The organism is Psychrobacter immobilis, from assembly GCF_003148585.1.
Classification (GTDB): domain Bacteria; phylum Pseudomonadota; class Gammaproteobacteria; order Pseudomonadales; family Moraxellaceae; genus Psychrobacter; species Psychrobacter immobilis.
This window is the reverse complement of record NZ_QGGM01000001.1, coordinates 180,457-193,620: the sequence shown is the minus strand read 5'-3', so window position 1 is coordinate 193,620 and position 13,164 is coordinate 180,457. Positions and strand designations below refer to the sequence as shown.

At 43.1% G+C, this 13,164-nt stretch carries 10 protein-coding genes; 5 read left to right on the top strand and 5 right to left on the bottom strand.

From position 1 onward, the window contains the following. Nucleotides 1-20 precede the first annotated feature (20 nt). Complete coding sequence (gene narL, locus C8D84_RS00850) at nt 21-680, top strand: two-component system response regulator NarL (RefSeq protein WP_045447151.1); 660 nt, start codon at nt 21-23, stop codon at nt 678-680. A 194-nt stretch (nt 681-874) separates the two neighbouring features. On the opposite strand, the gene C8D84_RS00845 is transcribed toward narL, so the two are convergent. After that, nucleotides 875-2,353: an MFS transporter gene (locus C8D84_RS00845; protein WP_045455078.1), complete on the bottom strand. Its 1,479-nt coding sequence runs from the start codon at nt 2,351-2,353 to the stop codon at nt 875-877. Between the two features lie 322 nt (nt 2,354-2,675). Here C8D84_RS00845 and C8D84_RS00840 point away from each other — a divergent pair, with 322 nt between their 5' ends. After that, nucleotides 2,676-3,077, top strand: coding sequence for a DUF1971 domain-containing protein (locus C8D84_RS00840; protein ID WP_055125082.1), 402 nt, complete (start codon nt 2,676-2,678; stop codon nt 3,075-3,077). A gap of 78 nt (nt 3,078-3,155) precedes the next feature. On the opposite strand, the gene C8D84_RS00835 is transcribed toward C8D84_RS00840, so the two are convergent. Continuing rightward, nucleotides 3,156-4,283 carry an alkene reductase gene (locus C8D84_RS00835; protein WP_228244412.1) on the bottom strand — a complete coding sequence of 376 codons (1,128 nt, stop codon included), beginning with the start codon at nt 4,281-4,283 and terminating at the stop codon, nt 3,156-3,158. 178 nt (nt 4,284-4,461) lie between these two features. Here C8D84_RS00835 and C8D84_RS00830 point away from each other — a divergent pair, with 178 nt between their 5' ends. Beyond that, complete coding sequence (locus C8D84_RS00830) at nt 4,462-5,358, top strand: LysR family transcriptional regulator (RefSeq protein WP_109589326.1); 897 nt, start codon at nt 4,462-4,464, stop codon at nt 5,356-5,358. A gap of 260 nt (nt 5,359-5,618) precedes the next feature. Here the strand turns inward: C8D84_RS00830 and C8D84_RS00825 are convergent, their stop codons facing one another. Both C8D84_RS00825 and C8D84_RS00820 read right to left on the bottom strand, forming a co-directional pair. Continuing rightward, complete coding sequence (locus tag C8D84_RS00825) at nt 5,619-7,553, bottom strand: oleate hydratase (RefSeq protein WP_109589324.1); 1,935 nt, start codon at nt 7,551-7,553, stop codon at nt 5,619-5,621. 205 nt (nt 7,554-7,758) lie between these two features. After that, complete coding sequence (locus C8D84_RS00820; RefSeq protein WP_109589322.1) at nt 7,759-8,235, bottom strand: hypothetical protein; 477 nt, start codon at nt 8,233-8,235, stop codon at nt 7,759-7,761. Between the two features lie 736 nt (nt 8,236-8,971). Here C8D84_RS00820 and C8D84_RS00815 point away from each other — a divergent pair. Beyond that, the gene (locus C8D84_RS00815) at nt 8,972-11,329 is read left to right on the top strand and encodes a PAS domain-containing sensor histidine kinase (RefSeq protein WP_109589320.1); all 2,358 of its coding nucleotides are present in this window, start codon (nt 8,972-8,974) and stop codon (nt 11,327-11,329) included. Between the two features lie 33 nt (nt 11,330-11,362). Beyond that, nucleotides 11,363-12,301: a response regulator gene (locus C8D84_RS00810; RefSeq protein WP_109589317.1), complete on the top strand. Its 939-nt coding sequence runs from the start codon at nt 11,363-11,365 to the stop codon at nt 12,299-12,301. Between the two features lie 75 nt (nt 12,302-12,376). Here C8D84_RS00810 and C8D84_RS00805 read toward each other — a convergent pair whose 3' ends face one another. Then, complete coding sequence (locus C8D84_RS00805; RefSeq protein ID WP_109589315.1) at nt 12,377-13,159, bottom strand: sulfite exporter TauE/SafE family protein; 783 nt, start codon at nt 13,157-13,159, stop codon at nt 12,377-12,379. Nucleotides 13,160-13,164: the final 5 nt, after the last annotated feature.

Genomic DNA, 13,164 nt, shown 5'->3' with positions numbered 1-13,164 from the left:
TTTCAATTTGTGAGTATTTTATGACTACTAAAGTTTATACGTCTGCTTCTCCTGCTCGTCTATTATTGGTCGATGATCATCCTATGCTGCGCCGCGGTGTCGCAGAACTGCTCAGTCTCGAAAGTGATGTCACCGTCGTTGGTGAGGCGAATAACGGACAAGAAGCGTTGGATTTTTTGGCAAACAATCCGGTCGATCTGGTCATTCTAGATCATAAAATGCCAGTGTTGACTGGTATCGAAACCTTAAGAGAAATCAAGGCCAGAAATATTGACGTGGCTACCTTGCTATTTACAGTTTCTGACAGCGGAGAAGACGTGCAAGAAGCGTTGAAATTAGGGGTGGATGGTTATTTGCTAAAAGATATGGAGCCTGAGTTAATCATCGTCGATATTAGAAAAGTGTTGCGCGGTGAGCTGGTTATCAGTCCCAATTTGGCCTCAATCTTGGCGCAAACATTACGTACACCAAGTATTGAAGATATCGCTGGCAATCTCACCACTAGAGAGTTGCAAGTGATTCAAATGATTGCGGAAGGCTTAAGTAATAAAATGATCGCCAACAAACTGGATATCGCAGAATCCACAGTAAAGGTGCATGTTAAGCATATTTTGAACAAAACTGGACTACGCACACGGGTGGAGGCAGCAGTATGGACTGTGAATCATTTATCAAAGTAGTCGTTTGTCAAAATGGTTATTTATCGAAGTGGTTGTTTTTTGAAATCGCTACTTTTTGAAAGTGCTAATTTTATAAAAAATCATAGGTCATCTCAATAACCCCTGTTACATGTCTGGATAGCTCTCTATATCAGTCAAAAAAAGCCACCGAGCAGTGATGCTGGGTGGCTTTTTTATTTTATAAGCTAATCAAATTAGCCTTCTTCAGCGGCAATTTGACGATCGACCGAGGACATTTTGTATTCGTCACCAAAGGCATCTTCAGGCTCTTTTAACCAGAAGAAACAAAGTACCCAAGCGATAAATGCACCTATCGCAATGATAAAAAAGAACTGATTTGGTTCGACCAAGGTAAATATAAATAGATAGAACACAGCGCCCACGTTGCCATAAGCCCCCGCCATACCAGAAATTTGACCCGTTAAGCGCCGCTTAATTGAGGGGATAATACCAAAAGTTGCGCCTTCTGCCCCTTGCACAAAGACTGAGCATAGAATCGTAAAGACGACCGCGATAAACAATGGCCACTCTGCATTCAGCAATCCCATCAATCCAAAGCCGATACCGATACCGAACATGTATACCAACATCACCAAGCGACGATTGCCAACCTTGTCAGAGATATAGCCGCCAAGTGGTCGCGCCCATAAGTTAACAAAAGCAAAGGTCGATGCAACTAACCCTGCGACGGTAGGATCGAGCTTCCACGTTGCGGCAAAGAACATCGGTAGCATAGAGACGACCGCCAGCTCTGCGCCAAAGTTAGCAAAGTAGGTGACATTTAGGGCGGCAACAGAGGTAAAGGGGTATTTGTCATCCTCAGGGATACCCGCTTTGAGCATGGGTACGTTGACACTGATGGCTTTATAAATTTGATAAATAACCACCACTGCGATGAGAGTATAAAACCCCCAAGCACCTGTTTCGCTCAGGAATCCCATGTTTTTAGTGCGATAAACCAATACACCCAATACGCCATATAAAGGAATAATAAATAGGCAGTATAATAATAAATCTCTCCAACTCGATACCTCTAAAGCACCCGCCTTACGTGCTTTTTTATGGGTATCTTGTGTAGGACCATCGGTGATTAAAAACCAATAGGCCACCCCGTAAGCGGCCATCAGTAAGCCAGATAATGCAATTGCCCAGCGCCAACCGTCATCACCACCAAAGAACTGTAGCGCAACCGTGGGAATGGTAATCGCTGCGGCAGCTGAACCAAAATTACCCCAGCCGGCATAAAATCCTTCGGCAAAGCCAATGTCTTTTGGCTTAAACCAAAGGGCAGTCATGTGAATGCCAACGACGAACCCTGCGCCCACGATAGACATAAATAGGCGAGCGACGAACAGCTGCATCGCGGAATCACCAAACGCGAAGAACCATGTCGGTATCGCCATGACGACCATCAGTATGGAAAACACGCGACGCGGACCGAAGCGATCCAATGCCATTCCAACCACCACTCGCCCTGGAATGGTCAAAGCAACGTTGGCAATGAGAAATAATTTGATGTGTTCAGAAGTTAAGTAGCTTTCGGCCTCTAGCATAGAAGTGGCTAGTGGTGCCATATTGAACCAGACATAAAAGGTCAGAAAAAAAGCAATCCACGTATAGTGAAGCGCTCTTATATCACGGCGTTCAACCTCAAGTAGCTCTTTTGCATGCATGACAAGTATTCTCCACCGTCGAACTGGATAGTTTAGATGGAGTTAATGTAGCAATAAGTAAGCTCGCTAACCATTAGGCGAAAGCAGTATGAATGTCATTTCACATACTACTTAATGGGGATTAAAAAGTGGCTTTAATATCCTATATATTGATGGTTAACTAAGATGATATGAGGATAGCAATACATTTGAAAATATGATGCGCTATAGTAATAACCATTACTGTGCGTGCTTTTCTCGTTTATCAATAGAATTTTATTCTCAAGTAAGCTGTTAATAAAAAGGATTGGGATACACCCATCAAATTAGCCAAGGAGTTACCATGAGTCATACTGTCGCCTCAAACCCCGTCATACCCAGCCATTGGAAAATAAAGCGTTCGACCCACTTTTTTACTAAAGATAAAGTCCCAAAAGCCTTGTTGACTCATCACAATACAGCAGAGGGCGTATACGGCCAAATTTGTGTCATGCAAGGCACGGTTACCTTTTATGGCTTTGCCGATGAAGCCGCCACTGAACCTGAAAAAACCATTGTTATTAAAGCAGGGCAGTTCGCGGTCAGTCCGCCTCAATATTGGCACCGCGTAGAATTAAGTGATGATGCCCAATTCAATATTAATTTTTGGACAGAAGCGGATACTGGTAATAAGTCGCTGTTCAATAGCTCAAAGATACATAGCAAGCCTATCGAAAAGTTATTTGATCAGTCGGATGAATCATAAGGGCTATATATATGAATCAGCTATTAAAAATATCCTATTCATAAGCAAAAAAATAAGGCCACGAATGGCCTTATTGTATTAAGAGTTTTGATAGTAAGGATAATCATTATAGCCAATTTCGGTGCCGCCATACATCGTGGTAGGATCTGCCTCATTGAGTGGCCAATGATTGGCGATGCGCTCAGGTAAATCGGGATTAGCAATAAAAGGACGACCAAAAGCAAATAAATCGCCATAACCTTTAGCTAGCATATGCACCGATTTTTCCGTCGTGTATTTACCTGCATAGATAATGCGTCCTGAAAACTCAGCTCTGACGGCTTGATAAAACGTCTCTGGTAAATCAGGAGCATTGTCCCAGTCAGCTTCTGCAATAGATAAATAAGCGATACCCGCTTGTTCAAGTAGTTTAATCGCTTCAATATACGTATGATGTGGATCTGATTCCACTAGCCCTAAATACACGCGAGTTTCATCTGTGCTAGCAAACAGCGGTGCGAAACGTACGCCTAAGCGATCAGCACCAACCACTGCACTGACGGCAGCAACGATTTCTTTTAAGAAACGCAAGCGATTGGTCAATGAACCGCCATATTGGTCATCACGTGTGTTGCTATGCTCAGAGATGAACTGATTCACCAAATAGCCATTAGCACAATGCAGCTCGACGCCATCAAAACCTGCTTCCAATGCATTGCGTGCGGCTGCCGCATACATAGCGACCAGTTCACTAACTTCATCAGTACTGAGTGCGCGTGGCTCACTAGGATCGGCTAACGCGCCTGCACCTGGTGCTGTTTCGATAAATACTTTTACATTGTCAGCAGTGATAGCTGATGGTGCGACTGGCTGAGCGCCTTGTGGTTGTAAGCTGGTATGAGACACGCGGCCAACATGCCAAAGCTGAGCGAAAATGATACCACCTGCTGCGTGTACCGCTTGAGTGACCTTTTTCCAGCCTTCGATTTGGGCATGCGAATGTATGCCTGGCGTCCACGCATAACCTTGACCCCTCGGCTCAATTTGCGTGCCTTCAGTGACCATAAAACCTGCAGAGGCGCGCTGTGTATAGTAGCTTGCCATTAATTCATTAGGAATATTGCCCGGTTGCGTGCTGCGAGAGCGTGTCAACGGTGGCATGATAATACGGTTTTTTAACGTATATGGTCCGAGTGTGACAGATGCAAACAACGGGCTGGTATCGATATTAGATGGTTCCATAAAACTCTCTTTTAAAACAAATAGATGGGGTTATTGTTTAAACCACTGAGCTTGTTTTGATGCTTTATTACTGCGTAAGTAAGGTTGGTAAGCATAGAGTTTTATAGATACAATTGGAAACAGGATTTTCTTGTTTAAGATACAATTATTAATGGTATATGTTATGAATGGAATTAACCGACTCGATATCAAGCAGCTGAGAGTGCTACATGCGTTGCTTGATCTAAAAAATCTCTCACAAGTCGCGCGCAAAATGGGGCTGACACAGCAGGCAATCAGCGAACAGTTACGTAAGCTGCGTGATTTGTTTGATGATCGTTTGTTTATTCGTCAAGGCAATCGCATGGTGGCAACCCCCAAAGCGCTATCGATGCAGCAACCCATTAGTCGCATATTAGAGCAGTTAGAAGCACTGTTAGAGCCAGATGTGTTTTCGCCGCAGACTTATAAAGGCATATTTACGATTAGCGCGACCGACTATGCGACGCAGGCATTATTACCGCAGTTGTTTCATATAACGCGCCGCGACGCGCCTGATTTGAAGTTAATCGTGCGTGATTTTGCCTCAGACAATATCAATCAGCTTATTGCGGCAGGCGAGCTTGATCTGCTGATTACTTTCCCAGAATTTATTCCTGATAACTTGGCTTATGTGACGCTGCTTGAAGAACAACATTTTTGCATTACTGGTTGCAATAATAGTTTGACAACAGAGCCGCTGTCACTGGCGCAAATTGCTGCACACTCGCAGTTGGTGGTGTCACCTTCACGCGCTAACTTGCGTGGTTCTCATGACCAATGGTTTGCAGAAAAAGGTCTTAAACGAAACATCGTTATGTCCGTTCCTAGCTTTTCTGCGGTGCCAGATATCCTTTATACAACCGATATGATCGCATTTTACCCTTCGCGTTTATTGCCAAACAGTCGGGTTAAAGAGCTTAAAGTGGAAGCCCTGCCACCCACATTTAAGGTAATAGCAGCATGGCACCCACGTACCAGTCACAGTGGTATACACCGTTGGCTGATTGAGCAATTACAGCGGTTATCCAAGTCTGACTAAGGCATGTCCTTAGTTCAACCAATGAACATTTAAATGGGCTAAAAACGGCTAAAATTTGTTAAAAATCGTCAAATAGCACTGTTAGTATTCGTAACGGTGCTATTTTCCTTGTTTAACGGCAATTTATCTTATTTCTATCACCATTTTTAAAATGAGGACATGCCCTAGAGCGTTATCGCTTTTATTCTTCGTCATTAGTTTTACTAAAGCCATTTTTATCAAAGCTGCTTTTATCAAAACTAACATTACTGATGCGGGAACTACTTATGCCAAAGCCCTTTGATTGCCTCCCACTGCTGAGTAAATATTGAGTCATTGCCGTTGGTGGATTGATTGGCTTTTGGCAATATGTGCTCGTAATAAGTACCCTTAAGGAGCTTAGTTAATAGACCTTCGCCGATGAAACCTTTACCATCATTGAGTGTATTCGCGGCTTTTAGTAATTGACGGATATCGTATTGTAATGGGTTTATATCGGGGACTTGTTTTTGCACATTTAGTAGCTCATAAACTGCGACACGAGCAGTACGAACAGAGCTCTCCATGGTAAATACCACATCATTATGTGTCTCGACGAACTGACCGACTAGACCCATATTGACACAACCATCAGGGACTATCTCAGGACGATCGCCTTTAGCACGGGGCATAAACATCGAGGTAATGTAGGGCATATAAGCCGTTCTGACGATGGTATTGGCCATGATATTCTCTATATCATCGAGGATGCCAAGGTGATGACAGAGTTCGCTCAAGATCTCTTTGCCTGTACATTCTGGGATGGGTTTTTTTACATAATTGCCTTCTTTATCCATAAACAAGGCATATAGCCATACGACTAGCGTGTCTTTTGGCTGATCAGGGAAATGCGGTTGACGGTTACAAGTAAAGCTCATCAGCCAGTTTGAATCCGTAATCGTAATGATGCCACCGGTCACTGTTTTACCCGTATAAGGATCGTTGATAGACAGGATTTTGAGCTTATCAATAAAGGCAGACGGCTGGCAGGTCAACGTCGCCGACATCCAAGCAGATTTATCCACATGCTGATTAAATTTTTCTGGGTGACCAAAGACGTCAGATTGCTTAGCCAGATTATTCCATACTTTCCAACCAGAAGATTGCCCCATGCTGTCTTTTGTGAAGTCCAGCGTCGGTGCAGTATTATCGTCACCATAGCGGGTATCTTCGGTCATGGAGCCAGTCGTCACGATGACGAAATCATTGCTACCCATAGGAATGGTGGTTTGCTCACTCGCTTTCTCCGTGATGATGGCTTTGACCTTTTTGGTGCCTGTTAATTTATCAGCATGCTCAAATTCAATGTCTAAATCGGTAACGAGCGTGTCATACTGAAACTGCACACCTTTATCTTTTAAATAATTTTGTAGTGGCTTAACAAAGCTATCAAATTGATTGTATCTTGGGAATACCAGCGCAGACATGTCGTTTAGACCGTCCAATGCGTGTAAAAATCGATGCGTATAAAGCTTAAACTCAAGTAAGCTATGCCAGTTTTCAAAAGCAAACATGGTTCGCCAAAACGTCCAGAAGTTACTATTCAAAAAACTGTCATCAAAATACTCTTCAATAGTGATATCGTCTAGCTCTTCCTTAGGTTTTAATAGCAAACGAATTAAAGCGAGTTGGTTGGCTTTACTCAATCCCAGTTGACTGAAGTCTTTTATCTCACCTTGCTTATGGATCAGGCGTGCAATAGAGTAATTGGGATCGGTGTCATTTGCTATGCGATACTCATCCAAGGTGCTATAAGGCGCAGGCATTTCAAGAGCGGGGATATCTTGGAATAAATCCCAAAAGTTTTCGTAAGTGAAATCCATTTCACGACCGCCGCGCACCATATAACCCGTCTCAGGATTGCCGCTACCATCTAAGGAGCCACCTGCCACGTCAAGATGCTCTAAAATGGTAATGTTTTCAGCGGGTACTTTGCCATCTCGGATGCAGTAATAAGCACTGGCCAAACCTGCAATACCGCCCCCAACAATATAAACCTTACTGTCCTGATAAGCGTCAGTGGGCGTCCCAATATTGCGCTGATAATTACCAATTTGATCAGGGAAGGGTAAGCGTTTGCCTGGTATGTTTGCTACACGGGTTTTACTGGCATCAGGCTGATGGATAAATGTGTCGTGGTCTACCGGATTATTGATTTGAGTCTTTATAATTTTCATAGGTTCATCCTTATTGAGTAAGACTGATATAAAAGGTTATTTGACTAAAATGAAGGGTTTATAGACAGACTATAGTGTCTTTCTATTAAACAATAATGACATCGGTTGAAAGTAATATAAGTACTTATTTGCCAAATTATGCGTTATCCATTGGCTAATGGCTGACTATTTATGATAGTTGCTAACCACAATAAATTCTATGCCATTACGTAGGTGCTGTTTCATACGCTCCAGCAACGGCGCAACCTTGATAGCTTTTATTATCATAAGTTAACGTCACCGTAAATTCATTCTGATAGCCATTATCATCGGTACAAATCTGGCTATTTATATTCATAATAATAGGTTTGCCGCTAACGGTACTCACGTATTCCACACCTTCGGCATAGGTCGAACGAGAGACAACGATGGTCGTTGGTTTCAAAAAATCTGCTTCAATGCTGAGTTGGTTGCCATCAATTACTGTGCGCCAACTTTTTTCTGTATTACCAAAAGCGGTGAACGCTGATAACGGTTCTTCGGGGCTGGACGGCTCCATGCTTAGCTGTTCGTCAGCGTTCTCTTTTGCCGTGTTGTTAATGATAGCTGCTGATTCTTTTGTCGTGGTTGGTTGATGACTACTACAAGCCATTAGTGAAAGACTACTTGTTAAGCACAAAGTACTAAAAAACAAAGGACGCATCGCTTTTCCTTTAATATTTAAAAGAGAAAGACTTTGTGAGCCTCTTTCTTTAGGGTTAGTTAAATAGCTGTATGAGCGAGTGATATCAAGCTCTGAGTGTACAACAGACAAGCTTTGCAATCAGTGATAAGTGACGGAGATCCGCGACATTATATAAAATACAAACACGCCCTCTATATTAGTATTATTAATATAACATATTTATAAAATTTCACAGTACAGAACAAGATAAACTTGGTAGACTCTATAATCATAGAGATATTGATGACATAAATAGAAAAATTAGCGACTGACTTGAATATGAAGAAGCCACTTAAACAATAAGTGGCTTTTTTGTGCCTTGCAATGGCTGATAGTACAGCTATAGTCAAGGAATTTTAGAATCGCTACAAGGCGACCGACCACAGATAGTACACTGAGTACATATAGGGCGGGTAACACCGTAGCGGTTTAAAAGTGCTCTGACTATATGCGCTCAATAAGCTGCATGATGTTATTGATGATAAAAAGAGAGCAGCGCTAAATGAGTACAAGGTTGTATTTACCAACGGCAAGCTAACTGTTGTTAATTAAAAGGTGCTAGTCAACAGATAAGAAAACAAAACTTTTGTCATCATATTGTCATGACGGCATCGTATCCTTGAGCCCACTATAAATGGTGGTTTCGTATCACTGGTGTCTTTATTCATTAAGTGATGCATTGATGATGGTAGACGCATCAATATAAGGTTTATCTATGAGTGTTGCTGGTCGGCTTGGTAGTATTTCCACACGCATGCTGATTATTTTAGCATTGGCTTTTTTACTAATTATCCTGATGGTGTACTGGGTCATCGAAACCCAAGCTAAGCCGCGCATACTGGAGATGACCTCAGAGACAGTGGTTGAAACGGGTAACGAAGCCATTAATAGCATTATGGCGAATATCAGCCATGTTGACGGACTGGCAAAGGCAACCAGTGCGATGGCGGGCGGCTTGCCAAAAGAAGACAGCCTTTATAGAGAAACTTTTGGTAATCTTATGCAACAAACCGATCAACGGATTGTGGGCGGTGGCGTGTGGTTTGATCCAAATATGTACGCTCAAAACCGAGAGCGGCAGTCGTTTGTGTGGGCGCGGGATGACGCAGGCAACATGCAGCCGTTAGAGCAGTATAATCAAGTGCGCCAAACGCCGAGTCCTTATTATCGAGAGTGGTGGTACATTCCTGCGATGTACGCACGCCATGACCACTGTGTCTGGAGCCGTGCGTATGTTGATCCGCAAAGCAATCAGCCGATGATGACGTGTGCCAAGGCATTGTATGACAGTCGCAATCAGGCTTTTGATGGGGTAGTGAGTTTTAATCTGCTATTAGATAACCTCGATGAGGCCATGAAAAAGTGGCAAGATAAGCTGGGTGGTTATGTCTTTTTGGTAGACTTGGACAATCGATTTTTGACCTTTCCTGATCAATCTATGGTCACGCAAGCGACTAAAGATAATCCGCAAGGTGAAATGGTAACCGCGCATCAATTGGCCGAGAAACATCCTAGCTTTGTCCCTATTGCGGACAGCCTAGATAGCATTAATCAAACACTCATCGATGAGGCTGTTAACAAAGATGAGAGTCGTTATACGCTCGCGGCACGTAGTATTTTGAGTACGACCAATCTGAATAAAATAAGCGAACAAGAATCCAAGTTGCTGTCAGCATTGCTGCTATTGAATATTGACCAAACGTTTAATCTGGTAGACAGTCACTTGATTGAGACCATCGCTGTGCCCAATGACTTTGTGTTGCAGCAGCCCGCCACCGCCTTTGTGTTTCGCATGCCATTTACCTATTGGAAGATGGTTATCGTCAAGCCCAATAATGACATGATGAGCGTGGCAAATGCGTTGTCGAACCAGCTGATTCAAACCATGCTACTGGGTTTTATTCCTATCCTGTTGTTGACCGCGTGGGTGTTTCGCCGCTACTTTACGCGACCGCTAAAGCACATGGCACAGTCAGTGGCTGATATGGGTGCATTAATTGAGCAAAAAAAATACCAACAATTAAGCGCGCTTAAACTGCCACACTCAAATGTTAGCGAGATTCAAATCATCAGCGAGCAGACCAATCAACTGATCGACCGCGTCGTCGAAAACGAAGGCGCACTTGCCGAAATCAACGTTCATTTAGAAAAACAAGTCGCTGCCCGCACCCAAGACTTGCAGCAAGCCATGGATGAGTTGAAAGCCTCACAAGTGCATCTGGTACGTTCCGAAAAAATGGCGACATTAGGTCAAATGGTGGCAGGCGTGGCACATGAGGTCAACACGCCGCTGGGCTATGTGCGTAGTAACATGGAGCTGGTCGGCGATAATCTTGTTCGTTTTGATGAGATGCTACAGCATACCGATCAATTATTGCAGGCGTTAAAAGCGCCAACTATCAATCAAGAACAAGTCAAGCAGCTAATAGAGCAAACCTTACAATGCTGCGAGGCAATCAAAGAAGATGAAGTCAGTGAAGATTTGGCAGATTTGATTAAAGACGGACTGTATGGCGTCGATCAAATTGCTGAACTGGTCGTCAGCTTGCGCGACTTTTCTCGACTAGACGAATCCAAAGTAAAAGATGTCGATATCAATGATTGCATCAATACCTCATTGATTATGGCTCGCAATAATTTAAAAACCTTAGACGTCAAAACCAATCTAGCCGAGCTGCCGCTCATTCAGTGTAATCCTTCACAAATTAACCAAGTATTACTAAACCTATTTAATAATGCCGCGCAAGCCATACCGCCAGATCATAAAGGGACATTGCAAGTCAGCTCGTCTGTCGATGAGGCGCAGCAATATATCGTAGTACGCATTATAGACAATGGTGTCGGTATCGCAGAGCATATTTTAACGCATATCTTTGAGCCGTTTTTTACCACTAAAAAAGCAGGCGATGGCACAGGTTTAGGATTGGCCATTACGGCACAAATCATCGAACAACATAGTGGACGCATTGAGGTTAGCTCAGTCGTTGGCGCGGGCACGACGTTTACCCTCATGCTACCGATACAGTCTATCGTTCATGAAAAGAAACCTTCGCAAGCCTTATTTGAAAGTTGAGAGACTTCCAACCATTTATTTAAAGAGAGCGTCATGCAAAAACCAAAAATCGCTTTTATCGATGATGAGCCGCGTATCTTGCGCAGCTTAAAAATGCATTTTCGCCAGTCACATGACGTATTTATTACTACCGATGCCACTGAGCTAATGGAATATGTCAGCACGAATGAAGTACAAGTGGTCATCAGCGACCAACGCATGCCAGATAAGCAAGGTACAGAAGTATTGAGTGACATCAAAGCAGCTTCACCAAATACTATTCGTATCTTGTTAACTGGTTATGCGGATCTAAATGCCGTGATGGATTCTGTGAATGAGGGCGAAATTTATCGCTATATCACTAAGCCATGGCAAAATGACGAACTCAAAAAAATCGTTAATAAAGCCACAGAAATTGCTCAGCAAACGCAAGAAATCACACAAAACGCTATGGAAAATGATGCAACTCAAAACTGTGTTAATAGTGGCACGGTTAGCAATCGCAATATATTGGTATTAGACGATGATGAAAGTGTGTATCAACAAATAAAAAGTCATTTTAAGAGCGCTTATACCGTGAGCTGGGCGAGTAACCTTGAACAGGCCGCAAAGTTATTACAAAAAAAACGCTTTGGTGTCACGATTACAGATTCGACGCTCAATAAAGAAAATATTACGCCCATCGTTTATGCCTTAAAAAATATCCAGCCAGATCTGATGGTGCTGATGTTGACTGAATTCAAAGATGCTCATATGGTCATTGATTTAATTAATAGGGGTCAGGTATATCGCTGTCTACCACGTCCGACTAACTTCTCTATCATGAGTATCAGTCTTGATCGTGCTTTTGATCATCACGAAAGATTGGTGCAGCAGCCGATACTGGCAGCTCGTCATCATGTTGAAGAAGTGCCGGAGTCAGAGGCTTTTAACTTTTCTGAAAGGCTAAAAGGTTTCTTTGCTAAATTCAGAGGTTGGCGCATTAGTAGATAAAAAAATAGGGCACGCTAAAAATGCCCTATCCATAGTTTAAAATATCATTGCCTCCTATGTACATGAGAGACGTTTTTATTGCTCGTGATTCATTTGCTCGTGATTCATTTGCTCGTGATTCATTTGCTCGTGATTCATTTGCTCGTGATTCATTTGCTCATGGCTTATTTTCCCGTGTCCACCATGCATATTGGCCATGATCATCGGCACCGCTATGACGGCTAAGCCAGATAACATCATGATTACGCCATTCACTTGCCTTAAGCGCAAACGCCCGATTTGATTGCGCATCCAGTTGACCGTTCCGTGCGTAGCGACGAGCATGGGTACGGTTCCTAGACCAAAGACAAACATTAACACGGCACCTGTGAGCGGGTCATGACCGACGACCGCAATAAGTAATGCGCCATAAACGAGACCACAAGGTAAAAATCCCCATAATAAACCTGCTGTTAATGCTCGAGGAAAGGTGTTTAAGGGGAATACTTTCTGCCGCAGAGGTGATAAAGCTTGCCAAAAATGCATACCAAGGCGTTCAAGCTTGTTCAAAAAAGGCAACCCTAGCATGGTTAATCCTACAAATACCAAGACCAACCCTAGTAGAATGCGAGGTGTGCTGTTGCCAACCATCAGAGGGGTTAATACTGTGGTGCCAATCACTCCAGCAATTAAGCCCAGTAGGGCATAACTGAGTAAGCGCCCCAAATGGTAAGTCGCAATGAGGCCGCGTTTTTTTGCTGGACTGGTTTCTTTCATCGATAGTCCGAATGCGGTGACGATACCGCCACACATACCTAAGCAATGCGGCGAACCAAAAAATCCCATTAAAAATGCTGCAATTAATAGTGCCATAGTCATGAAGG

Bases quoted from the DNA above. Each gene is read 5' to 3' on its own strand.
- narL (WP_045447151.1), top strand. From the start codon at position 21: ATGACTACTAAAGTTTATACGTCTGCTTCTCCTGCTCGTCTATTATTG.
- C8D84_RS00845 (WP_045455078.1), bottom strand. From the start codon at position 2,353: ATGCATGCAAAAGAGCTACTTGAGGTTGAACGCCGTGATATAAGAGCG.
- C8D84_RS00840 (WP_055125082.1), top strand. From the start codon at position 2,676: ATGAGTCATACTGTCGCCTCAAACCCCGTCATACCCAGCCATTGGAAA.
- C8D84_RS00830 (WP_109589326.1), top strand. From the start codon at position 4,462: ATGAATGGAATTAACCGACTCGATATCAAGCAGCTGAGAGTGCTACAT.
- C8D84_RS00825 (WP_109589324.1), bottom strand. From the start codon at position 7,553: ATGAAAATTATAAAGACTCAAATCAATAATCCGGTAGACCACGACACA.
- C8D84_RS00820 (WP_109589322.1), bottom strand. From the start codon at position 8,235: ATGCGTCCTTTGTTTTTTAGTACTTTGTGCTTAACAAGTAGTCTTTCA.
- C8D84_RS00815 (WP_109589320.1), top strand. From the start codon at position 8,972: ATGAGTGTTGCTGGTCGGCTTGGTAGTATTTCCACACGCATGCTGATT.
- C8D84_RS00810 (WP_109589317.1), top strand. From the start codon at position 11,363: ATGCAAAAACCAAAAATCGCTTTTATCGATGATGAGCCGCGTATCTTG.
- C8D84_RS00805 (WP_109589315.1), bottom strand. From the start codon at position 13,159: ATGACTATGGCACTATTAATTGCAGCATTTTTAATGGGATTTTTTGGT.